This window comes from Hyphomicrobium sp. 802 (assembly GCF_000526135.1).
GTDB lineage: Bacteria > Pseudomonadota > Alphaproteobacteria > Rhizobiales > Hyphomicrobiaceae > Hyphomicrobium_B.
The window spans coordinates 2,137,123-2,159,939 of sequence record NZ_JAFM01000001.1 but is presented as its reverse complement, the minus strand read 5'-3'; the positions used below and the strand labels follow the sequence as shown (position 1 = coordinate 2,159,939).

Annotated in this window: 20 protein-coding genes and 1 tRNA gene; 7 read left to right on the top strand and 14 right to left on the bottom strand. The window is 59.3% G+C overall.

From position 1 onward, the window contains the following. Positions 1-84: 84 nt before the first annotated feature. The 4 genes from egtD to HYP802_RS0110900 form a co-directional block, all read right to left on the bottom strand. A complete protein-coding gene (gene egtD / locus HYP802_RS0110915) occupies positions 85-1,050 on the bottom strand; it encodes an L-histidine N(alpha)-methyltransferase (protein ID WP_013947309.1) in 966 nt (321 codons plus the stop codon). After that, positions 1,050-2,405: an ergothioneine biosynthesis protein EgtB gene (gene egtB / locus HYP802_RS0110910; protein ID WP_013947308.1), complete on the bottom strand. Its 1,356-nt coding sequence runs from the start codon at positions 2,403-2,405 to the stop codon at positions 1,050-1,052. Before egtB ends, egtD begins: the two co-directional genes overlap by 1 nt. Positions 2,406-2,531: 126 nt before the next feature. After that, a complete protein-coding gene (locus HYP802_RS0110905; RefSeq protein ID WP_013947307.1) occupies positions 2,532-2,957 on the bottom strand; it encodes a VOC family protein in 426 nt (141 codons plus the stop codon). A 161-nt stretch (positions 2,958-3,118) separates the two neighbouring features. Further along, positions 3,119-3,985, bottom strand: coding sequence for an NmrA family NAD(P)-binding protein (locus HYP802_RS0110900; RefSeq protein WP_024275719.1), 867 nt, complete (start codon positions 3,983-3,985; stop codon positions 3,119-3,121). Between the two features lie 115 nt (positions 3,986-4,100). Here HYP802_RS0110900 and HYP802_RS0110895 point away from each other — a divergent pair, with 115 nt between their 5' ends. Together HYP802_RS0110895 and poxB are read left to right on the top strand one after the other, a co-directional pair. Then, positions 4,101-5,003, top strand: a complete 903-nt coding sequence (locus HYP802_RS0110895; RefSeq protein WP_024275718.1) for a LysR family transcriptional regulator — start codon at positions 4,101-4,103, stop codon at positions 5,001-5,003. Positions 5,004-5,111: 108 nt separating this feature from the next. Continuing rightward, on the top strand, positions 5,112-6,833 hold the full coding sequence (gene poxB / locus HYP802_RS0110890; protein WP_024275717.1) for a ubiquinone-dependent pyruvate dehydrogenase: 1,722 nt from the start codon (positions 5,112-5,114) through the stop codon (positions 6,831-6,833). Positions 6,834-6,870: 37 nt separating this feature from the next. Here poxB and HYP802_RS0110885 read toward each other — a convergent pair whose 3' ends face one another. The 5 genes from HYP802_RS0110885 to HYP802_RS0110865 all read right to left on the bottom strand — a co-directional run bounded on the left by HYP802_RS0110885 (position 6,871) and on the right by HYP802_RS0110865 (position 11,818). Further along, positions 6,871-7,905, bottom strand: a complete 1,035-nt coding sequence (locus HYP802_RS0110885) for a 2-oxoglutarate and iron-dependent oxygenase domain-containing protein (protein ID WP_013947301.1) — start codon at positions 7,903-7,905, stop codon at positions 6,871-6,873. Positions 7,906-7,943: 38 nt separating this feature from the next. Next, positions 7,944-9,014, bottom strand: coding sequence for a putative urea ABC transporter substrate-binding protein (locus HYP802_RS0110880; RefSeq protein ID WP_024275716.1), 1,071 nt, complete (start codon positions 9,012-9,014; stop codon positions 7,944-7,946). After that, complete coding sequence (locus HYP802_RS0110875; protein WP_024275715.1) at positions 9,014-9,850, bottom strand: hypothetical protein; 837 nt, start codon at positions 9,848-9,850, stop codon at positions 9,014-9,016. The genes HYP802_RS0110880 and HYP802_RS0110875 overlap by 1 nt, the downstream gene beginning before the upstream one ends. 92 nt (positions 9,851-9,942) lie before the next feature. Further along, entirely contained in the window at positions 9,943-10,899 is a 957-nt protein-coding gene (locus HYP802_RS0110870) for a LysR family transcriptional regulator (RefSeq protein WP_024275714.1), read from the bottom strand. Positions 10,900-10,912: 13 nt separating this feature from the next. Then, positions 10,913-11,818 (bottom strand): MBL fold metallo-hydrolase, encoded by a 906-nt coding sequence (locus HYP802_RS0110865; RefSeq protein ID WP_013947297.1) that lies wholly within the window; start codon positions 11,816-11,818, stop codon positions 10,913-10,915. A gap of 288 nt (positions 11,819-12,106) precedes the next feature. Between HYP802_RS0110865 and HYP802_RS0110860 the strand changes: the two genes are divergently transcribed. Continuing rightward, positions 12,107-12,394, top strand: a complete 288-nt coding sequence (locus tag HYP802_RS0110860; protein ID WP_013947296.1) for a hypothetical protein — start codon at positions 12,107-12,109, stop codon at positions 12,392-12,394. A 35-nt stretch (positions 12,395-12,429) separates the two neighbouring features. Here HYP802_RS0110860 and HYP802_RS22295 read toward each other — a convergent pair whose 3' ends face one another. From HYP802_RS22295 to HYP802_RS0110845, 3 genes are all read right to left on the bottom strand, one after another. Beyond that, on the bottom strand, positions 12,430-12,732 hold the full coding sequence (locus tag HYP802_RS22295; RefSeq protein ID WP_013947295.1) for a hypothetical protein: 303 nt from the start codon (positions 12,730-12,732) through the stop codon (positions 12,430-12,432). 194 nt (positions 12,733-12,926) lie between these two features. Next, positions 12,927-16,085, bottom strand: a complete 3,159-nt coding sequence (locus HYP802_RS0110850) for an efflux RND transporter permease subunit (RefSeq protein ID WP_013947294.1) — start codon at positions 16,083-16,085, stop codon at positions 12,927-12,929. Further along, positions 16,082-17,227 carry an efflux RND transporter periplasmic adaptor subunit gene (locus tag HYP802_RS0110845; protein ID WP_245261487.1) on the bottom strand — a complete coding sequence of 382 codons (1,146 nt, stop codon included), beginning with the start codon at positions 17,225-17,227 and terminating at the stop codon, positions 16,082-16,084. Before HYP802_RS0110845 ends, HYP802_RS0110850 begins: the two co-directional genes overlap by 4 nt. Positions 17,228-17,769: 542 nt before the next feature. Between HYP802_RS0110845 and HYP802_RS0110840 the strand changes: the two genes are divergently transcribed. Beyond that, positions 17,770-18,405, top strand: a complete 636-nt coding sequence (locus tag HYP802_RS0110840; RefSeq protein ID WP_013947292.1) for a DUF1109 domain-containing protein — start codon at positions 17,770-17,772, stop codon at positions 18,403-18,405. A 79-nt stretch (positions 18,406-18,484) separates the two neighbouring features. Here HYP802_RS0110840 and HYP802_RS0110835 read toward each other — a convergent pair whose 3' ends face one another. Beyond that, positions 18,485-18,772 (bottom strand): hypothetical protein, encoded by a 288-nt coding sequence (locus tag HYP802_RS0110835; RefSeq protein WP_013947291.1) that lies wholly within the window; start codon positions 18,770-18,772, stop codon positions 18,485-18,487. A 516-nt stretch (positions 18,773-19,288) separates the two neighbouring features. Between HYP802_RS0110835 and HYP802_RS0110830 the strand changes: the two genes are divergently transcribed. Together HYP802_RS0110830 and HYP802_RS0110825 are read left to right on the top strand one after the other, a co-directional pair. Continuing rightward, positions 19,289-20,272: a hypothetical protein gene (locus HYP802_RS0110830; RefSeq protein WP_013947290.1), complete on the top strand. Its 984-nt coding sequence runs from the start codon at positions 19,289-19,291 to the stop codon at positions 20,270-20,272. A gap of 62 nt (positions 20,273-20,334) precedes the next feature. Then, positions 20,335-20,727 (top strand): DUF427 domain-containing protein, encoded by a 393-nt coding sequence (locus HYP802_RS0110825; RefSeq protein WP_013947289.1) that lies wholly within the window; start codon positions 20,335-20,337, stop codon positions 20,725-20,727. 34 nt (positions 20,728-20,761) lie between these two features. Here HYP802_RS0110825 and HYP802_RS0110820 read toward each other — a convergent pair. Further along, a tRNA-Gly gene (locus HYP802_RS0110820) sits at positions 20,762-20,835 on the bottom strand. Between the two features lie 255 nt (positions 20,836-21,090). Between HYP802_RS0110820 and HYP802_RS0110815 the strand changes: the two genes are divergently transcribed. Beyond that, complete coding sequence (locus HYP802_RS0110815; RefSeq protein ID WP_013947288.1) at positions 21,091-22,737, top strand: OFA family MFS transporter; 1,647 nt, start codon at positions 21,091-21,093, stop codon at positions 22,735-22,737. Positions 22,738-22,817 lie beyond the last annotated feature (80 nt).

Below are 22,817 nucleotides of genomic sequence, written 5' to 3'. Positions count from 1 at the left end.
ACGCAAGGCCACGCCACCTCCATCGTTCAATGGCGGCAGCAAAGACGGGGGACATCGGCAATGCAACAAATCTCTGCCTGACGATCAGACGAGTTCGTGCACACTGAAACGATTGGCTTCATCGGTCCAGACACGTTCTGCGTGCCACCCTGCACGCACTGCCAGATCGCGGAATTCCGGAATGGTATATTTGTAGGAATTCTCCGTGTGAATGCTCTCGCCTTCGCGAAAATGAAACACCCTTCCGCACACGGCCACATCTTGCGCACGATCGCTGACGACGTGCATCTCGATCCGGCCTGCATCCGAATTATAGATGGCACGATGCCTGAACGCGCCCAGATCGAACGTGCCGCCAAGCTCACGATTGATGCGTGACAGCAAATTCAAATTGAAAGCCGCCGTAACACCTGCATCGTCGTCATAAGCGCGGGTGAGCGTCTGCTCGTCCTTCTTCAGATCGACGCCGATGACCAGCCGTCCGCGCTTGCCCAGAACACGCTTGAAGCCAGCGAGCAACCCCTCGGCCTCCTCCGGCGCCAAATTGCCAATCGTCGAGCCTGGGAAAAAGCCAACCGCGCGACGCCCGGAAAGATCGCGTGGCAGACCTTTCATCTCGGAAAAATTTGCCACCAGCGGCCGTACTTCGAGCGACGGATAGCGCAGAGCAAGACGCACCACCGCATCTGCCAATGCCGTTTCCGATACGTCGATAGGCACGTAGACGATATCAGCATCGACACAATCCAGCAGGATCTCAGTTTTCAAGCTCGAACCCGAGCCGAATTCGACAAAGAGATTGCCGTCCGAAAAATCGGCCACGAGATCGCAGGCTGCAACCCGGAGAATCTGCGCTTCCGTTCGAGTCGGATAGTATTCGGGAAGACGCGTGATTTCCTCAAACAGCAAGCTCCCCCGCGCGTCGTAGAAATAACGGCACGGAAGCTCCTTTTGAAGGAGCGACAGCCCCTCGATCACCGCACTGGCAAATTCTCCGTCGGCTTTCGAAACGTCTGTCGGCGACCGTTCAAGGGTCGGAATGTAGCGCATCAATCGATCTCCGCTGCCAGGCGCAAGCCGAGGTACTGCCAGCGCTGATGAGGATAGAAGAAATTGCGGTAGGTCGGCCGCGAGTGCCCGGCGGGCGTCACGCAGGACGAGCCGCGCAGCACGTGCTGACCGACCATGAACTTGCCGTTGTATTCACCGATCGCTCCCTCTGGAGGCCGATAGCCCGGATACGCGAGATAAGCACTCGCGGTCCACTGCCAGACCTCACCGAAGAGTTGCCGCGGCGGCGACGCGCCGTTTCCGACCGGATCCGCCACACACGGACGATAGACATCCGCATTTCGTGCCGGCATCTCGGGATGCGCACGCGCAACGGCCTCCCATTCGAACTCGGTCGGCAGTCGCTTGCCAGCCCAGCGCGCAAAGGCATCCGCTTCGTAATATGACACATGCGCGACGGGCTCAGCGGGCACGACCGGCCGCAAACCCTGCAGCGACATCTGCGCCCAACCTGCATCCGTCTTGTGCCAATAGAGCGGACTGTCCCACGCCTCGCGATTGACGGTCATCCAGCCGTCAGCAAGCCAGAGCGATGCGGTCTGGTAGCCACCATCTTCGATGAATGCCAGCCATTCGGCATTCGAAACAAGCCGATCCGCGAGCTTGAATGGCCGAACGAGCGCATCATGAGGCGGAAGCTCGTTGTCCCAGCTATACCCCTCGCCACCGTGTCCGATCGAGATTATACCGCCGTCAATGTCGAGCCACCCCAGCGCATCGGGCGCCTTGGCATCGGTTTGCGTAGGCCCCGCTTGATAGGCCGGATGCAACGGATTTGCTGCAAAGAGAGCAAGAATATCGGTAAGCAACAGCTCCTGATGCTGTTGCTCGTGGTTGATCCCTATTTCGAGAAGTCGGGCAATCTCGCCGTTTTGCGCGTCGTCCCTGGCAAGAAGGCGCTGAAGCGCTTCATCGACGTGCTGGCGATACGCTAGAACGCGCTCAGCAGAAGGTCGGGTCAGCAACCCGCGGCGCGCCCTCGGATGCCTCGGCCCAAGCGCCTCATAATAAGAGTTGAAGCAATAATTGAAGTCGTCGTCGAAGATGCGATAGCCGTCGAGATGCTGCACGAGCACGAAGTTTTCGAAGAACCACGTCACGTGCGCCAAATGCCATTTCGTCGGACTGGCGTCGTCCGAAGCCTGAACGGTCATATCCTCCGTCGACAGAGGCTCGGCGAGCTTTAAAGAATGGTTGCGTGTATCGAACAGGCGTTCGGCGAGACTTGTTCCGGTTGCCCTGCTCTCCTGGCCACGCTTCGGCGATGCCGATGCGAAGCCACTGCCTTGACTATCCGGTCGGTCGAAGCTGGCATGGTTCGGCGTGAATGGCATGATGTCCCATCCCCTAGCACATACGTGCGGCCCCTCGTTCCGGATTTGGTCGTCCGAAACGCGTCGCCACACAAATTGGTTCCAAGATTGCAGCGTCAATAGAAGGCTGTCATTACGAATTGACGCTTACGTCTTCCTCTTGCGTTTCTTCTCTTTCTCTTCGCCGTATTTCATGCCCTCGAGCTTAATGCCGTCGGGATCGAGGAAAAAAACGGCATAATAGTCGTCGTAATATACGTCAGCCGGGTCCACGATCGTTACATGGTGGCGCCGTAAATAGTCTTGAAGGTCATCGACATCCTTCCGGCTCCGGAGTTCAAACGCATAATGATGGAGACCGACATCTCCGGTCCGGTGCTTATGGGCAGCACCCTTGGCATCCGCTTGCCCGATCCAATACCGCGTTTTTCCGTTGGTCCACCCCATAGCGTCTTCATATTCGTCGAGCACATCCAGCCCGAGAAAATCGAACAGCCCGCTATAGAAAGACTTGGAGCGGGCAAAATCGCTCACACGCACCGAAATATGGTCGATCCCGACAAACCGCGCCATTCCGTCATTCCCGCATCGAGAGACCGGACATGCGTCCACCCCCGCTAAACCATGCCTGCTGAACGCTAAAGACACGCTCGGGTTCCAAATAACAACACCGTCGGCGCGACCGGCCTGCCTAACGACGAAAGGCAGGCCCAATTTCCTAAATATTGGGGTCTTCAGCCGACTGCAGAGGTCAACCCAGCCAGCACGCTGGACAAAGCTGTTGGGCCCTTCTCTATGCTTAACGATTCGCCCTCAAACTGGATCCAGCCCTCATTGAAACCGTCGAGCATCTGCATCCGTGGTATCGGGTCCTTCATGCCTTGCGATTTGAAGAGAGGGCCCCATGTCTCTCGCGGCACGGATTCTGCGAGAACAGGCCGCCCCAGAATGCTCGCAAATGCTGCTGCGACGTCGTTGGGGCTGTAGCGTCGTTCCGCTTCAAGTTCGACAATTCGACGGCCTTCCCAGTGCTCTTGGATGAGCTTCGCCGCCAGCCGGCCGATATCGACGGTCGCTATCATCGCAACGGGCTTATCGAGTGGTTGCAAAAAGGACTTGAAGACACCCGTGTCTATCGCCGCGGCGATATCCCAGGCGAAGTTCTCCATGAACCAGGCCGGCCGCAGAAACGTGACAGGCATCGGCAGCGCGCTCAACGCCTCTTCCATCAACGTTCGCTGCGTGAGCAGATTGGGCTGCCGCGCTTGTGCACCGATCGTTGAGAGACAGACGACGCGAGCAGGACGCGCCGCATTCAACGCTTGCATTACGGCAGAGATAACCGCACGCGCCTCGGGAAAGCCGGGAGAGGGATCAAACGCGTTAGGCGGCAGAATGAAAACACCTTCCGCACCCATGAAGGCTTTGGCGAGCGCGTCGGCATCTTCCATCGTCGCGATCGCGACATCGCACCCTTTTGCGGCCCACGCCGCACCTTTTTCGGCGTTTCGCACGACGGCCCGAACAGGTAGTCCCGCATCAAGCAGTGCTTGCGCCATCGCGCCGCCGACTTGCCCGGTAATTCCTGTGATTGCATACATAGCTCTTGGCTCCAGATCGAATAACCCGCGCCAAAGATCTCATGCGGTAGGCCGTTGACTGAAGTGCGCTCTTGTCCACATATTGTTGATTGTGAATCAACAGACAGAGGTGGCAATGCCGTTCGACGGACGCTTGCTCTCCGGCGTATCGGTTCTCGCCGCAGTCGTCGAAGGCGGTAGCTTCGCCCGCGCAGCAGACGCGCTCGGCATCACAACATCGGGCGTCAGCCGCGCCGTATCGCGCCTTGAAGCGCGCATTGGCGCTCGCCTCCTGGACCGCACGACGCGATCTGTCTCCCTCACTGACGAGGGGCGTCGGTTCTACGAGCAGGTGAAACCGAGCCTCGCCAACATCGAGGACGCAGCGACTATCGCATCGGGCTCTGCAAACGTCGTGCGCGGCCGCCTGCGCGTCAACATCGATCCCGTCGTTTCGCAACTCATCTTGCCGGGTCGGCTCGGTAAATTCCTCGACCTTTATCCCGACTTATCGCTCGATTGTGTGACACGCGAACAGATCGGCGATCTCGTTGCCGACGGTATCGATGTTGCGGTTCGCTTCGGAGATCTTCCCGATTCATCTCTAATTGTACGCAAGCTCGTGGACCTCCAGGTGATTACGGTTGCGGCTCCGAACTATCTGAAACGCTGCGGCCGTCCTCGAACGCCAAGCGATCTTGCTGCTGGCCATGCCTGTATCGACTACCGCGATCCGATCACGCGGCAGCCCTTCGACTGGGAATTTCACAAAGGGCGCAAGATTCAGATCGTGAAAACGAAAAGCCGCTTATTGCTCAGTGATGCATCAACAATGTTGACCGAATGTCTCGCAGGAACTGGCATCGCCCAAGTCTTTACCGTCGTCGCCAAAGATCACATTAAAAGCGGTAAGCTAATCGAACTCTTCCCCGATTGGGCCGATGAGCGCTTTCCGCTAAATGCCTACTACCCCTCGCGTCACCATCCAGCAGCGAAGGTACGCGCCTTCGTAGACTACATCGTGAAGGCAGTTCGTTGACGAGTCGGCGCTCGTCGTGAAAGAGCCTTCCAAATGCAACGCCACGTTAATCGCCGATCGCTTGTCTTCGACGATCCCAACTGATGCCGAAATCTCCGGAGGTGAAGAATGGCACGAATTGCGGCGGACTTTCTGACCGAGACATTGCAGCAGGCCGGCATCAAGCGCGTCTACGGCGTGGTCGGAGATTCCCTCAACGGCTTCACGGATTCTCTCCGCCGCCACGGCACCATCGAATGGGTGCACATGCGCCACGAAGAAGCGGCAGCATTTGCGGCCGGTGCCGAAGCCCAGCTGACGGGTGAACTCACCGCTTGCTGCGGTAGCTGTGGACCAGGTAACCTGCATCTCATCAACGGCCTGTACGATTGTCATCGCAGTCGCGTACCCGTGCTGGCCATCGCCGCACACTTGCCCAGTAGCGAGCTTGGCATCGATTATTTTCAAGCCACGCATCCCGAGATCCTCTTCCGGGAATGCAGCCATTTCGTCGAGCTCGTTTCGAACCCGAACCAGTTGCCTCAAATCCTCGAACGCGCCATGCGCGTCGCCGTTGCCAAAAAAGGCGTTGCGGTTGTGGTGCTGCCCGGCGACATCGCCCTCATGCCACTCGCGACACCGGCACCAAAGTGGACCTCACCGAAGCCGCCCGTTGTGCTTCCCAACCCGTCGGATATCGAAAGCCTGGCGAAGCTCCTCAACGGCTCTTCGAGAATCACGCTGCTCTGCGGCGCTGGTTGCGCTGGCGCGCACGACGAAGTTATCCAACTGGCCGAGCGCCTCAAAGCCCCGATCGTGCACGCCCTGCGCGGCAAGGAATACATTGAATACGATAATCCCTACGATGTCGGAATGACCGGCTTCCTCGGCTTCACGTCGGGGTATTTCGCGATGGAAAGCTGCGACACGCTCCTGATGCTCGGCACGGACTTTCCCTACCGCCAGTTCCTCCCTCACCACGCTCGTGTTGCCCAGATCGACATTCGCCCGGAAGCACTCGGCAATCGCACACCAATCGAGATCGGCCTCCTCGGCGACCTCAAGGAAACAATCAAAACGCTGCTGCCGAAGCTCACCGTCCATGACGACCGCAAGCATCTCGATGATGCGCTCGAAAGCTACAAAACGGCCCGTCGCGATCTCGACGCCCTCGCCGACGAAAACGAGAAGAGCACGATTATCCATCCGCAATTCGTAACGCGCGTGGTGAGCGAAGTCGCAGCCGACGACGCGATTTTTACCTGCGATGTCGGCACGCCGACCGCTTGGGCCGCACGCTACCTCAAGATGAATGGCAAGCGCCGCCTGTTGGGGTCGTTCAATCATGGCTCGATGGCCAACGCCATGCTGCAAGCCATCGGCGCGCAATCGGCATTCCCGAAGCGCCAGGTTGTATCGCTGTCCGGCGACGGCGGTTATACGATGATGATGGGCGACTTCATCACTCTGATCCAGAGTAAATTGCCGGTGAAAGTCATCGTACTGAATAACGGCACGCTAGGCTTCGTTGAGATCGAGATGAAAGCCGCGGGCTTTCCCGATACAGGCTGCGATTTGAAGAACCCTGACTTCGCCGCAACCGCACGAGCAATGGGCGTCAAAGGCATTCGCGTCGAGCGCCCGCAGGATTTACGCAGTGCAATAACCGAAGCCTTCAATCATGACGGCCCCGCACTCGTCGATGTCGTCAGCGCTCGTCAGGAAATGATCATGCCGCCAAAGGCGACGCTCGCCGAAGCGACGCACTTCAGCATGTTCATGCTAAAAGCTGTTCTGGACGGCCGCGCCAAGCAGCTGATCGACCTTGCGAAGGTCAACATCACCCGCTAGCCGCGACCGCCCGTAAAACGCAGGAAGCGCGCCGCGCTCAGTATTTCTGACGCGCTTCCTGCCCGAACGACGACAATGGCGCCGATCCCTCGGGCAATGTGATTTCGCCGCGCGCCCGGCGCTCCTTCAGATACGTGAAGCTCTGCATCGTCTGCGCGAAGAGATGCTCGCCAGCCTTGAGCGACTGCTTCTGAGGCGCGTCGCCCGCAACATAACGCGGCAGCGGAGCCACGACCGTGTCGTAGTCGGCAGCAAAGAACAGCGGGAACGAGTAGCGCTCTGCCGGCACCTTGCGCACGCGGTGCGAAGTGGCAGCAAATTCGCCGTTCGTCCAGATTTCCATCATATCGCCGATGTTGACGACGTAGGCACCCGGAACCGGCGGCGCGTCGATCCACTCACCCTTGCCGTTCATCACCTCGAGGCCGGGACACGTGGCCCTCAACAGCGTGAAGCACTCGTAGTCCGTGTGCGCGCCGATGCCCGGACGGTCTTCGGCACTCGAGTCGAAGGGATAATGGATCAAGCGCAACTGGCTCGGCGGCTTGGTCACGTATTGATCGAAGAACGTCGGCTCCTCACCGATCGCCATCGCAAATCCGCGCAGCAGCACGCGACCGAGTGCGAAAACGGCGCTGTAGTAGTCGTCGACCGCCTTCGCAAAGCCCGGCAGTTCGGGCCATTGATTTGGCCCGAGCAGCGGATTACCGGCAACGTAATCCGGATCGTCCGAGGGCAAATCGATCGAGAGGTCGTAGGCCTCTTTCTTGTCTTTCGAACCTGAGGCGAAGACTTCTTCGCCTTCAGGAACGTAACCACGATGATTGCGCGAATTGCCGATATAGACCTTCATCTTCTCTTCGTAAGGCAGCGCGAAGAAGCGCTTGGTCGCATCGAGAACGCCCTCGAAGAGGGCCTCATCTACGCCACCACCAGTGACGTAGACGAAGCCGACGTTGCGGGCCGCTTTGCCAAGCTCTTCCGCAACCACCATCTGCTCGGCGGGCGTGCCCGTACGAAGCTTGGTGACATCGACGATCGGAATACTCGAGAAGTTACCTGCCGTGCTCATCTCTTTCCTCTTAAAGCTAGCGACCACGCCAATTATTTTCAGAGCTTCTTGTCAGCCAATAGCTGCATGTACGTATCGTCGAGCCGCAGCTTGACATTCGATGCATCGCCGAGCGTCTTGCCGGGAAGGGCAATACCGATCGCGTCCTTCGACTTGGCGCCGGTTCCCATCAGCTGCTGATCGAAACAGAACGTGCGGACAAGGTCCATGGCCTTGACCATGTCGGGCGACCGGACCGACGCCGCGCCAGCTGCGGGATCGTAATAGAACGCCGTCGTCTCGATCTGCGAATTGAGGCTATCGACGCTCGTGCCCGAGAGATCGGCCATGAACTTGCGGGCTTCCTTGCTCTTCTCGTCGTTCGCCTTGATGACTGCGAGCGTCTCGAACCACGCACCCGTCAGCGCCTTCCCGAGTTCGGGATGCTCTTTCAGCGTTTGGGTGTTGACGAGCAGCGCATCGACCAGTTCGCCCGGCATCTCTGAAGATTGATAGACGACGCTGACATTCGGCAATTTCTTCAGCTGTATGAAGGCGGGATTCCACGCGACGACCGCGTCCACATCATCGGTCTGGAAGGCCGCCACGAAATCGGCGTCGGAAATGTTCTGTAGCTTGGCGTCCTTGAGATCCATGCCGTGAGTTTCGAACGCCCGCGCCAGCATGTAGTGCGAAACCGAATACTGAACGAGATTGATCCGCTTGCCCTTGAGATCGGCGAACGTCTTGTTCGCACCCTTCAACACGATGCCGTCATTGCCGTTCGAATAATCACCGAGGATCGGAATGGTCGTATCGACACCGCCGACCGCTGGGATGGTCAGCGCGTCCATCGTTGTCGCCGCGACGGCGTCGACCTTGCCGCCCGTGTATTGATTGATCGACTCGATATAGTCGTTAACCTGCACCAACTCGATGTTGATGCCGTATTTCTTCGCCCATTTCTGCAAGATCCCGGCGTGCTGCGCATAGGGCCACGGCATATATCCGGTATAGATCGACCAAGCGACTTTAAATGTCGGCTCGGCCGCGCGTGCTGGGTGCATGGGTGCCGCAAAAAGAACGGCGACGGTACAAAGTACGAGTCGAAGCATTGAACGCATGGCCATCAGGCACTCCCTGTCATCGAGCGGAAAATGGAAAGCGCTCCTTCGTCGTGTCCCTGCCCTGGAATGTTTTGTTGTTCCGCGCCGACATCGAGGTCGGCAATCGTCCATCGCCGTGCAAACGGCTCACCGGCCGAAGACACGTCGTGAATGGTCAAGCTGCGTCCGTCACCATAGCCCTCAGGTGCGAGATCGGCCCCGATACGGAACGGCAGACTTGATCGCCCGATCAGCCACTTCCCATCGCGCACGCGGCCGAGCGAAATTTCGCAATCGAGCATCGCCCTGGCAGCATCCGGCGATGACGTATTGACAAGATCGGCCAGCGAACCACCGTGCGGCAGCACAACCGCGCGGTTTCGCACATACATGAAGATTTCGCCGACCCTGACGAGAAAACCGTCGATGCCGGTTTCATCGCGCATCCGAATGGCGAAGTGCGGATTGATGTTCGGCGACGTGTGATGCCAATGCTCAATGTAAGGGATGTCCCGGCCGCGCTCGATCAGGACGCCGTCTGCGAACGAAAGATAACCAGCGTCTGCCGCGTCGCTCGGGCACTGAAAATCAATCGCACGACGCCATTCGAAGGCGTCTCCTGAAAGGACGAAAATCCCGGCAAATCCTTCCTGTCGGGAAAGCCACTCGAAATGCTGGGAGTCGAGATGGTTAAGACAGGAGACGCCGTCAAACGATGGGCGATCGGCAGGCTGCCTGAGATCCGCAAACAACGTCGGTCCCTGGAGCCACGCGACGAACGTGGTGCGATCCTCCTGACCGTCAGGCCACGCAATGAGCGAGCGCTCCCACAGACCAAGCGTATCTTTGATTTCGACCATCTGCGTATCTCCGATGACAAAAGACTGTCATCGAAGACCGAGCCTCAGAAGCCGTTGAGTGCAGATACGAGCCATAGATTTGATCTATGGCTCTATGCCTCGTCCGAATCCTCCGGATCGGCGTCTTTCACGTGCATTTCGATCATGTCGAGAAGCGCCCGCGCGGGCGGACTGAGGCTTTCATCGCGAGTGACAAGATAGACCGGATAAGTCGGCAGGACGTCCGGGTGCAGCATCGGCCAAAGCTCGCCCGCCTCCACGGCCTCGGCCGCGACGACCGTCGGTAGAAAGCCGATGCCGATGCCGATCTGAATGAGCCGTTTGACTTCATGCAGCGTTTCGGCGGACCCGCCCGAGCGTTCACCTAAGCGGTGGCGTTGGCGGAAAGCGGCAAGTTCGGCCGGCTCATCTTCTCCGGTCAAGACAAACGTCTCGTCGGCAACGCTCTCTGGCGAAACCGGCGCAGCACCGAAGGCTGGATGCGCCTTGCCGCAATAAAGCTGTTGCCATTCGCGCATCAATGGTCGATGGCGTAGTTCCATGCCGGTCGCCGCGTCGCAGGCAATGCCAATATCGGCGCTGCCATCCTTCACCGACAAAACCACGTCGCGCCACGGTGAAATGTCGAAACGGATTTCGACTTCCGGGTTGACCTGATGAAACGCCACCATCGCCCGATCGAATGCCGGAGCGACGAGATCCGAAATCACGCGCAACGTCACGACGCCTTGCAGTCGACCCGAAGACTGCGCGACGTCACCCGGCATACCGGAAATCAGAATTTCGATCTCTGCTGCGGATTTTAGAAGCGACCGCCCGGCAGGCGTCAGCGCGACACCGCGGGCAGAGCGCACAAAGAGCGGTGCACCGACATGATCTTCAAGCCGCTTCAGCCCGGCGCTGATCGTCGGTTGTTGCTTGTTCAGTGTCCGCGCCGCCGTGCTGATCCCCCCTGAACGCACGATATCGAGAAAGAGCCGCACGAGGTTCCAATCGAGATTGCGCGCGAATTGCTGCCCCTTCCTCGATATGCGCGGCCCGCTTGCCATCGTCCGTCCTCGCTTACGCCGATGCTTCGGGCCGAAGCACCAGGACCTTCGCGACATTCCCGCGATGGACGGCCTCATACGGTTCGAAGAACGTTACGGCCCCGCTGGCAAGCGCTTCAGGAATAAAATCTGGCAGTGCGACCGAAGCCAACCGCTCGTCATGGGGCACTTGAAGAAGCCGCTCGACATACGTTTGCGTCGCCTCGATCAGGCCCCGATCGTAGCCCTCGCCCATGATCCGCTCCCTCGCGCCATGGTTCGGCAGAATGCGCGAGAAATCCCACGCCGACATACGCTCCAGATCAGTCAAATGCTGCGCGAGCCGATCCGGCTCGACGACATACGTCACCGTGTCTTCCAGCGTATCGCCCACCAGCAAAGTCTCATCGCCGGGCAGGAACATCGCCACACCGTCGCTGCTGTGGATGTCGAGCGGACGTAATTCGATGCCAACGTTGCCGCACGTCAGATCCAAGCCGCCATAGAAAATCGTTGTCGGCATCACCAGCGGCGCGATCGCCGGCAATCCATCGTGCGTTCCAGCCTCGATAGCTGCCCTATGTTCGGACAACAGACGCGCAGTCTTTGCACACGCTATGATCTCACAATCATCGAAGACGGCGTTTCCGGCGACATGATCCAGATGCCAGTGGCTCAGCACGATGCGGATGTCCCGAACTCCACGCGCTTCCAGAATGTTGCGAATGTCCCGCGCATGCGCGATTGACAGATGCGTATCGTAAACGACCGCACTCGCCCCATCGACGACGGCATAGCTGCAAATGCCGAGCGCAAACCCTCCGTCATCGAGCCAATTCGGCGCGTCCGAATAATAACGCACGCCCGAAATGCGCCCGTCGTAAAATCCGAGCAAATGTTCGCCGAGATCCAAGACCGAGAGTTTCGTCAATTGTTCCATTGGTACCGCTCGTCCTGCGCCGCTGGAGACTGAAGGGCTGTCCCGACCGTATCTTTCCGCGGGAAAGTGTAGCATCTGCCCGCCGGGCGGCCCGATGCCATCGCGGCGACATAATCACGCTCGCTTTCCCTATGCCAGGGTAGGGCGTGCAAGAGAGGGATGGGCCGTGGTAACGTCCGCGCCGCCAGCGCACTTTCTCTCTTGTGCGATGACAAGGGCGAACGGCGGGAATGGACGCAGCGCAGCCGGAATCGGCGCGGCCCGCGTCCTTCGAGACTGGAGGGTGATATGCCGAACTTTGGAATTCCGCGCCGGGCTGCGGCTAACGATTTGAGGGCGGACACCCCTCCCCCATTGAACTGGAAACGCGGCCTGTTTCGCGTTTGGATCCTGGTCTCGGCAGGCTGGATCATGGGCTGGACGATCTACCTGCTGCTTGAGGGCGTACAAGGCAGCCTCACCACGCGCGGTGATTTCGTCGAAGTTCCGATTTTGCTTTTCGCGCCCCCGATTGCCCTCTGGCTATTCGGCCATGCCGCAGCTTGGGCCATCAAAGGCTTCGAGGCGGAACGATAAACAGAGCGCCGGACGCCAGCGCGCGCTGGAGCGGACTATGCTCTCGCGCGTTCGGACGAGCCGCTCGTCTTCCAGAACCGATGCGCCCGCTGTTCCTCTTCCCGCGCATTACCCAACGCGATGTGATCGTTGAGTGTCTTGGCGTCCTTGATGACGTCGTTCCAGGTCAGATTGGCCGCTTTCAGCATTTCCGAGGCTTTCGCTGCGGCTGACGCACGCTCGCCTTCATTGGGGGACGCCAGCATGCCACAAAGCTTCATGAAGCGCGGGACATCGAAAGTCTCCTGACGCGGCTCGACTGTCTCAGTCGGTTCGCTACGTCGACGCCACTTGGCCATAATACCCTCTGAACTCGTACCCGACGTACTTCTACGCTTTGTTTTGAGATTGCGAAAGCAAACTCCTAGCCGCCCATTTTCACCTAAAATAGGCAATGTCCGATCGCCCGGCCAGCGATCTCGCAGCAATTGCACGTTCGACCAAGAACGTGGTTCAGTTGCGGCGAGGTCATACTGGCGGCCGCCGCAGCAGCTTATGCCGCAGGCGGTGTGTCCTCGGCAGCCTTGGTCGGAGCCCCCTTGCGAGACTGACGCCACTCTTCGAAGCGCTGGATGACAGCGAACATCGAGGGCACGAACAGCACCGCAAGCAGGGTCGACGCCAGCATGCCGCTGAAGACCGTGATGCCGATCGATTTTCGTGCCGACGCACCAGCGCCGGTCGCAAACACCAGTGGTGCCACACCGAGAATGAAGGCGAACGACGTCATCAGGATGGGACGGAACCGAGCGCGCGCCGCTTCGACGGCAGACACAGCGATGCTCTTGCCCTCTGCACGCAACTCTCGCGCAACCTCGACGATCAGAATCGCATTTTTGGCCGACAATGCGATCAGCAGCACCAGACCGATCTGGACGTAGAGGTTGTTGTCGATGCCGAGGCCGAGCATGACCGACACCGGCCCGACCAGCGACAGCGGCACCGCAAACAGCACCGAGAGCGGTGAGTACCAGCTCTCATATTGTCCCGCGAGCACCAGATAAACGAGCAGCATGGCGAGCGCGAAGACATAGTAGATCTGACCGCCGACGATCTTTTCCTGATAGGACAGCGCCGTCCACGAGTAGCCAACGCCCGGCGGCAGCGTTTTTTCCGCGACTTGTTCCATCAGCGACATCGCATCACCCGACGAAAAGCCCTTCGCTGGCACGCCCACGATCGTTGCCGACGGATAGAGGTTGTAAAGGCTGATGAGCGACGGTCCGACGATCGGCGTAATATTCATCACCGTTCCGAGCGGGATCATGTCGCCGTTCTGATTGCGCACCTTGAGACGCAAAATCTCACTCGGCTCCATGCGGTAATCCGCATCCGCCTGCACGTAGATCTGGAAAATGCGTCCGAACTTGTTGAATTGATCGACATAACTGGAACCCAGATAGCTCGCCAGCGTCTGGAACACCTGATCCGTCGTCAGCAGCAACGTCTGAATTTTTGCTCGATCGATTGTGACCTTGTATTGCGGCGCCGTCGCACGGAATGTCGTCGACGCGCGTTGAATGCCCGACTGCGTATTGGCGGCATTCACCACGGCATCCACGGCGCTGCCGAGTTTCACGAGATCGAAGCTGCTGTCGCGCAGCTCGATCTGCATCGTGAAGCCGCCGGCATTGCCGATGCCCTGGATCGGCGGCGGCGGCAGCACCATCACGACGCCATCCTCGATGGCGGCCATCTCGCCGTTGAGCTTCTTGTAAAGCGAGGCAAGATCCTCGTCTTTGCCGCGCTTGCTCCAATCCTTCAGCATGATGTACGCAACGCCCGCATTGGCGAGCGATGCGCTGTTATCGAGCGGCGAAATACCGGCGATGGTGATGACACGCTCAACGCCCGGCACCGCGTCGGCAATTTGCTCGACCTGCTGCAACGAGTTTTGCGTACGCCCAAGCGACGCGCCCTCGGGAAGCTGCACCGATGCAATCAGATAGCCCTGGTCTTCGATGGGCAGAAAGCCAGTCGCGACCCGGGTCATGCCATAGACGGCCCCCGAAATAATCAGCAAGGCGATGATGAACATCGCAATGCTGTGGTGAACCATCCAATCGATGACCTTCGTATACCAGTTCTCGAACCGCTGGTAGACGGCGTTGAAACTGCGGAAAAAGAAATTGCGTTCTTCAGGCGGTACCGGCCGCCGCAGCCATAGCGCGCATTGCGTCGGCTTCAGCGTGGCTGCGTTGATGGCGCTGATCATCGCCGTCGCCGCAATGACTAGCGCGAACTGCGCGTACATCTGTCCGGTCAGCCCCGGAAGAAACGATGCCGGCAGAAACACCGCCATCAGAACGAGTGTGATGCCGATGATCGGCCCCATCAACGCATTCATGGCCGCGATGGCTGCGTCGTGGCCGGACATACCTTTTTCGATGTTATGCGCCGCGCCTTCCACGACCACGATGGCGTCATCCACGACGATGCCGATGGCGAGCACGATCGCGAACAACGTCGAAAGGTTGATCGAAAATCCCATCGCGGCCATCGCCGCAAACGCGCCGATGATCGTCACCGGAACGGTCGTCGCAGGAACGAGCGTCGCCCGCCAGTCCTGCAAGAAGACGAGAATAACGATGAGGACCAGAACGGCCGCTTCGATCAGTGTGCGGTAGACCTCGTCGATCGCCTGTTGCACGAACAGCGTCGTATCGAACGGGATCTGGTAGATCATGTCCTGGGGAAATTCCTTCGCCAGGACTTTCATCTTGTCCGACACTTCTTTCGCAACGTTGAGCGCATTGGCGCCCGGCGTCAGAAAGATCGCAAGACCCGCCGCCTGCTTGCCATCGAGATTGAAATACTGCGCATAGGTCTGAGCCCCGAGGACGACATGCCCGACGTCCTTCACGCGCGTGAGATCACCATTGGTGCCCGTCTTGACGATGACATTCGCAAACTGCTCAGGATCGTCGAAGCGGCTTTGCACGTCGATCGTATATTGAAACGACGGTGATCCGGAAACCGGCGGCATGCCCACCTGCCCGGCCGTCACCTGCTCGCTCTGCTGCTGCAGCGCCTGGATCACATCCTGCGCGTCGAGCCCGCGCGCCTGCATCTTGTCCGGATCGAGCCACACGCGCATCGCGTATTGCCCGGCACCGAACACATTGACGTTGCCGACGCCCGGCAGGCGCGAAATCTCGTCCTTTAGCCGGATGGTCGCATAATTGCTGAGATAAAGACTGTCGTAGGTGCTGTTCGGCGACGTCAACGTCACAATCTGCAGAATCGACGTCGATTTCTTTTGCACGACGACGCCTTGCACTTGAACCGCTTGCGGCAGCGATGCCATCGCCGCCTGCACGCGGTTCTGCACCAGGATCTGCGCTGCGTTGAGGTCGGTGCCAATCTGGAACGTGACGGTGAGCGTGTAGGTGCCGTCGGATGCAGCATATGACTGCATGTAGATCATGTCTTCGACGCCGTTCACCTGCTGCTCGATCGGCAGGGAAACGTTATCGACGACGGTCCGCGCACTCGCACCGGGATATCGCGTCGTAACCGACACGGTCGGCGGCACCACGTTCGGGTACTGCGCTACGGGCAGTTCGAACACGCACACGGCGCCGATCACGACCATCAGGATCGCAATGACGTTGGCGAGAACCGGCCGTTCGATGAAGAATTTTGAGATCATTGCGCGGTGTCCGCATCCGGCGCCGGAGCGCTGATCGTCTTCACGACAGGTTCGATCTTCTGGCCCGGCACGACCGTCATTAGCCCGGAGATCACGACGCGATCATCTGGAGCAAGCCCCTTCTCGATCACGCGCAGATCGCCCACCTGCTGTCCGAGCACGACCTTGCGTTGCTCGATGATATCATCCTTGTTGGCAACGAAGACGTAGCGGCCGGCCTGATCGCTGCCGACGACCCGATCCGGCACCAGCAGCGCATCGTTGTCCTTGCCGCGCGGCACGCGCACCCTGACGAAATACCCTGGCAGCAGCGATTTATTCTCGTTCTGGAAAACGCCGCGTACCAGCAACGTGCCGGTATTTGCAGTGATGGTCGGCGCGGCGTAGTCGAGCGTGCCCTTGTGCGGATACCCCGTCTCGCTCTGCAGCCCGACTTCGACCGGAATTTTCTTCAGCTCTTCCGCGGTTATCGCGCGCGCCCGAATGTTATCGCGGATCGACTGCACATCCGATTCACTGACGTAGAAGTTGACGTAGATCGGCTGCAGCTGAACGATCGTTGCGAGCGTCGTCGGACTTCCCGCGCCGACAAGTTGTCCGAGCGAAACCTCACGCGCCGTCACGATGCCGTCGAACGGCGCCTTGACCTCAGTATAGCTGAGGTTGAGCTGCGCCTGATCGATATTGACCTGAGATTGCTTTTGCGCCGCGACCGCAGCGTCGTAGGTCGCGGTCGCCGCATCGAGCGTCGCTTGGCTGGAGATGTTTTTGGCGGCAAGATCGACTTGACGCTCGTAATCAGCTTTTGACTTCTTGGTTTGCGCCTCAGCGCTCGCCAACCCGGCCTGGGCCTGCTCCAGGGAAAGCTGATAAGGCTGCTGCTCGATGACGAACAGCGTCTTGCCCGCCTTGACGAAGTCGCCATCGTTATAATCGATGCTCTGGATGAAACCCTGAACACGCGCGACGAGCGTGGTCGTATTGACCGCAGCCGTGTTGCCCGTCGCCATGAGATAGCGCGTCACGCTCTGTTTCAGCGGCGACGCCAGTTCGATTTTCGGCGGGGGCGGCGGGATGAAGGTATTCCTGTCCCCACATCCCGAGAGAGCCAGCGTCGCGGCAACGGCAAGAATGGGGACCACCCGAGAAAACAGCCGCGAATTCTGCCGCGCGCAACCAGTTCGTGCCGGGCTCGACATCCCTGCCGGCCACAGTTGAAAATTTTCACCCATTCGAGCGCTCACCCCGACGTATGCGAATGCGGAACATCTAAGAACCGTTGAGAGCATAGTAGGTCATCTCTCAATAGCCGTATAGGCGAGGAACATTTCAAATCGTAACTCCGACGCCCGAAAGACGACCTGAAAGCAGCACGAAGGTTACTTTCGCCCGAGTCGATTGCCGACAACTTTTCTGACATTGCTCATGAGATACCCGCACCGCTTGCCGGCGAATGGGGTGGCCTCCTATTCGACTCGGGTTGTATCTCAGCCTAAGGGAGTTCGTTTTCGCGATCCCATCCGAATGGCCGTCGTACCCCTTCCGCGCATGTGCTCAAAAAAGTGCCTGAACGATGTAACTCCGGCGTCCGCGCGCGCGAATGTCTTTTAAACGACACGTCTATGAGCGCCGTCCGCTCTTTTGCAGCGCGGAAGTTCGGCCGCTCCCTCGGAGTAGACATCAATTGAGAACAGAACAACTTATCAGAAGCCTTGTCGCCGACCTCCCGACCTCGCCCGGTTCGGTTGCGCGGATCATCACGGCGAGCCTTTTGCTTTCGATCATCTTTTCGCTGACGGTCATGGTCCTGTGGCTGGGGCTCCGGCCAGAACTCGGCACGGCGATGCATTCCGCGCCGTTCTGGATCAAGGCTGGCTACACATTCATGATCGGCACGGCAGGCCTTTTCGCATTGGAGCGTCTCGGACGGCCCGGGGCGACAGCAACTTCGTCTTTTGCCTTGCTTTCCGCGATCTTCGCAATCGTCGCGCTGTCAGCGGGCATGGAATTTTTCATGTCTCCGCCAGACGAGCGAAGCCAGCTTTGGCTGGGGAGTTCCTCGTCGTTCTGTCCGTGGGCAATCGTTGCGCTCTCGATCCCACTTCTGGTTGCAGCTTTCCTCGCGCTTCGCCAACTCGCCCCGACGCACTACGCCGTCGCCGGCGCGGCAGCAGGTTTCATGGCAGGCGGCTACGGTGCCTGCATTTATTCCCTGCACTGCACGGAATACGGCATCCCGTTCCTGGCCACGTGGTATTCGCTCGGCGTGTTGATCGTGGTCGGCGGCGGAATGCTCCTGTCGGGGCTTTTGCGCTGGTAGAATTGCGCCGATACGCAAAGCGGGCCGGCAGTTTGCCGACCCGCTTTCAAAAACTCTCAGTCAACCTCAAACGCGTCCGTCAGTCATTATACTCTGAGCAGTACGTCGAGGTGCGATTATCGTCGACGTGTTCGCGACAGAACTGACCCGGCGTCTCGTCATGGGCTAGCACGGGATGCGAGGTCAGGTGCATCCCTTCCTGACTCGCAACGTGTTTGGCGTGGACACGCTGGCAATAGTTTGTTGCGATCCAGTTTCCGCCGACATTTTCGAAATCACCCGAGCACGTGCCTCGCGCACTCGCGGCACTCGCCGCGGCACCGAGCGCAATGAGCGAAACAACGAGGGCGACAGGAAGTCTGATCATTGCCTTCACCTTTCTCTGGTCAGGGCCACAAGGCCGCTCGCAAACCCGAGCCGGAAATCGGCCGTCGCTGATGACGCCCACCAACGCCGCCTTCTCTGTGCAATCGAGTTCGTCTTCGGTGAAAGCTAGATCGGAACCTCCGCACGCGTTATTCCGGCCGGTGCCATCGGGCTGCTGCCCGCCGGACTGGCACATCCGTAAAAATACCGATGACTAACGCCGGAGAGAGCGCCGTCGCGAACTTGGAAAATCCCTTGTTTTTCCGCGCTTCTATGCGCGCACATCAGATGCCGGCCGGCTTTTTCGAACCGATGCGCGGGCGTTCAGGACAACTCAAAGCAGCCGGGCGGCAGAGTCCATCCGGCAACATACCGAGGGATAGAATCTGGCGATCAGCCCTCCTGTCAAAGGCGTCGCCCCCCCCAAGATCCCCATGACGAACCCAATGTAACGCCGGCACGTCGCGGTCCGTAGCTTCTGCACGCAGCGGAAGGCTATGCATCTCGGAGAACACCTGTGCGCACATGGCAATGGATCCTGTTCGGAGCGGGACTTCTGATCCCCTTCCCGATGTCACCGGCACCGGCAGCGGTCTCATCGCAGGCGTTTCGGGGGACCGGCATGCCCTACGATGCCTTCGACGAACTCCACGCCACGAAGTTGCATATCGGGGGAGCCACGCAAACGATCGCGTTTGCACCTGGTCCCCTCCGCCTAAGTCACGACCGAATTCTCAAATGGCTGAAGACTTCGGCGAAGGCCGTCACCACTTATTATGGGAAGTTTCCCGTACCCAGCGCGAAGATCTTGATCGTTCCCGTTGAAGGTGAAGGCGTCGAAGGCGGGCAGGCGTTCGGCTATCGCGGCCCTGCCATCCGGCTTCTCGTCGGTGACTTTACAACCGACGACGATCTGGTTGCCGATTGGAAAGCCGTGCACGAGATGGTGCATCTCGCCTTACCCGACGTCTCGCAGGACCACCTGTGGCTCGCGGAAGGGCTGGCCGTTTATGTCGAGCCGATTGCCCGCGTCCAGGCAGGAGATCTCAAAGCAGATAAGATCTGGGCCGACATGGTTCGGGACATGCCGAAGGGATTGCCGCAGGAGGGGGACGAAGGCCTCGACCGCACCCACACCTGGGGTCGGACCTATTGGGGCGGCGCCATCTTCTGCCTGCTCGCCGACATCACGTATCGCGAGCGAAGCCACAACAAGGTCGGGTTGCAGCAGGCGATGCGTGGAGTCCTTGCCGCGGGCGGTACCCACGATCAGGACTGGCCCATCGAACGCATCTTGAAAGTCGCCGACCAGACAGCCGGCTACCCGGTCATGGAAGAGCTTTACGCCAAGATGCGTGACAAACCTTATGCACCCGATCTTGCCAAGCTTTGGAACGATTTGGGCGTAACGCCATCAGGAACCACGGTGATGTTCTCGCAAACGGCTCCGCTTGCTCATATCCGCGAAGCCATTACGGCGCCGCCGAGCGGAAGCTTATGACACCTCCGCAGGATCCCTTGCGTTTTCCCCCCTGCTCATTACGTCATGCCAAGGAGGCAACGATGACAGCAATCAAAACGAAAGACCGTGCGCGGCTTATTCCCGACAGCAAGCACCCAATAACGCTTGAGAAAAATCCGCGCCGCGTCCTCGTCAGGTTCGCGGGAAAGGTCGTCGCTGACACCACGAACGCGATCGTCCTGACGGAAGCGAGCTACCCTGCCGTCCAATACATCCCTCGGACGGATGTCGATATGCAGTTTCTGCAAAGGTCCGCCCACACATCGTATTGCCCCTACAAAGGCGACGCTTCGTATTTCAGCCTCTCCGCTCCCGGCGGTTCATCCGAGAATGCAGTATGGAGCTATGAGGCGCCCTACGAGGCCGTTAGCGCCATCCAGGATCACGTCGCGTTCTATCCCGATCGCGTCGAGATCTCCGAGCAGGACGCCTAACGGAGCCGCTTCGCAGCTACTCCTGGAGAGCGGTTGGAGCGGGTGATGGGAATCGAACCCACGTATTCAGCTTGGAAGGCTGCTGCTCTACCATTGAGCTACACCCGCGGCAGTCGCGAAGAAGGCGCTTTGTAGCGAATTTTTTCTCAAGAGCAAACGCCTTTGCGACGGCACGTGGCGAAGGTCGAATTTCCCGGGACGCACGCCCGTGCGATCCCTTCCGGGCAATTGTGCCCTGCACGATTTAGGATGGAATTTCCGGGGCTCGTCGCGGTGCAATGTTGATTGTGTCGCAGCCGAGGTGCACAAAAGCCGGAAAAACGGTCGCACCAAAGCAGCCAATAAACCTGGGGGAATAAACGCATGACAGTGGCCAGTTCCGCAGACCCGTACGCTCCGGGATTGCTCGATAGAGAAAGAATCATCGCCAAGGCGGGTTTTAACCGCTGGCTGGTACCTCCTGCAGCGCTCGCCATCCATCTCTGCATCGGCATGAGTTATGGCCTAAGCGTGTTCTGGCTCCCGCTGTCGCAAGCGCTCGGCATCACAAAGCCGGTGACATGTCCAGACATGACGCTGGCCCAGGCCCTTATCACGACAACCTGCGACTGGCGCGTCAGCGACCTCCTCGTCACCTTCACACTCGGCATCGTGTTTCTCGGATTATCCGCCGCGGTGTTCGGCGGCTGGCTGGAACGCGCCGGGCCACGCAAGGCCGGACTCGTCGCAGCATTATGCTGGGGCGGCGGCTTCCTGATTTCGGCTCTGGCGGTACACCTCCACCAGTTGTGGCTTCTCTGGCTCGGCCTGGGCGTGATCGGCGGCATCGGCCTCGGTCTCGGCTATATCTCGCCGGTGTCCACGCTGATCAAATGGTTCCCCGATCGCCGCGGCATGGCGACCGGCATGGCCATCATGGGCTTCGGCGGCGGCGCGATGATCGGCTCGCCGATTGCCATCCTGTTGATGAACCATTTCAAGACCGCTGAATCCGTCGGCGTTCAAGAGTCGATGGCCGTGATCGGTGTCATCTACCTCATCGCAATGTTATGCGGCGCCTTTGGCTACCGCGTGCCGCCGGATGGCTGGAAGCCCGACGGCTGGACCCCGCCAAGCAGCCAAACCAAAGCCCTGATCACGCACGGCCATGTCCACCTCGATAATGCCCACAAGACCCCTCAGTTCTGGCTGATCTGGATCGTGCTCTGCATGAACGTCTCGGCGGGCATCGGCGTCCTGGCGATGGCCTCACCGATGCTGCAGGAGATCTTCGCCGGCAAGCTGATCGGCCTTAATGACGTCTCCTTCAAGGATTTGACGCCGGCGCAAGCCACGATCATCGCAGGAATTGCAGGCGGCTTCGTCAGCTTGCTATCGCTGTTCAACAGCGGCGGCCGTTTCCTGTGGGCGTCGCTCTCCGACATCATCGGCCGGAAGACGACGTACTTCTGCTTTTTCGTCCTCGGCATGGCACTCTATGCATTGGCGCCTACGCTCGCACATGCCGGCTCGATCGCGCTGTTCGTCGCGGCGTTCTGCGTGATCCTGACGATGTATGGCGGCGGCTTCGCAACGGTGCCTGCATATCTCGCCGACATCTTCGGCACGCAATTCGTCGGCGCCATCCACGGACGACTATTGACGGCGTGGTCGACGGCGGGCGTCCTTGGCCCACTGGTGATCGGCTATCTTCGTGACGCGCAGATCTCGGCAGGTGTACCGCGCGCCCTCGTCTACGATCGCACGATGTATATCCTTGCGGGTTTCCTGCTCATCGGCTTCATCGCCAACGCGCTCATTCGCCCGGTCGCCGACAAATGGATGATGAGCGACGCAGAAGTAGCGAAGCTCCAGGCAGCGAAGTCGACGGCAAACGTCAGCACAGGTTCGCACGGCATCGGCTTCGGCGGTGTGAGCCCAGGCGCCATCGTAGCGTGGATCGCGGTCGCGATTCCATTCTTCTGGGGCGTCTGGAATACGCTTGGCAAAGCCACCGTGCTGTTCCGCTAGGAAAAATAATTTCCCTGTCGGGGGCTCGCTTGCGGGCCTCCGGCAGGCCCCGGCCAAAGGGTTGCTCAGGCGCGACGCTT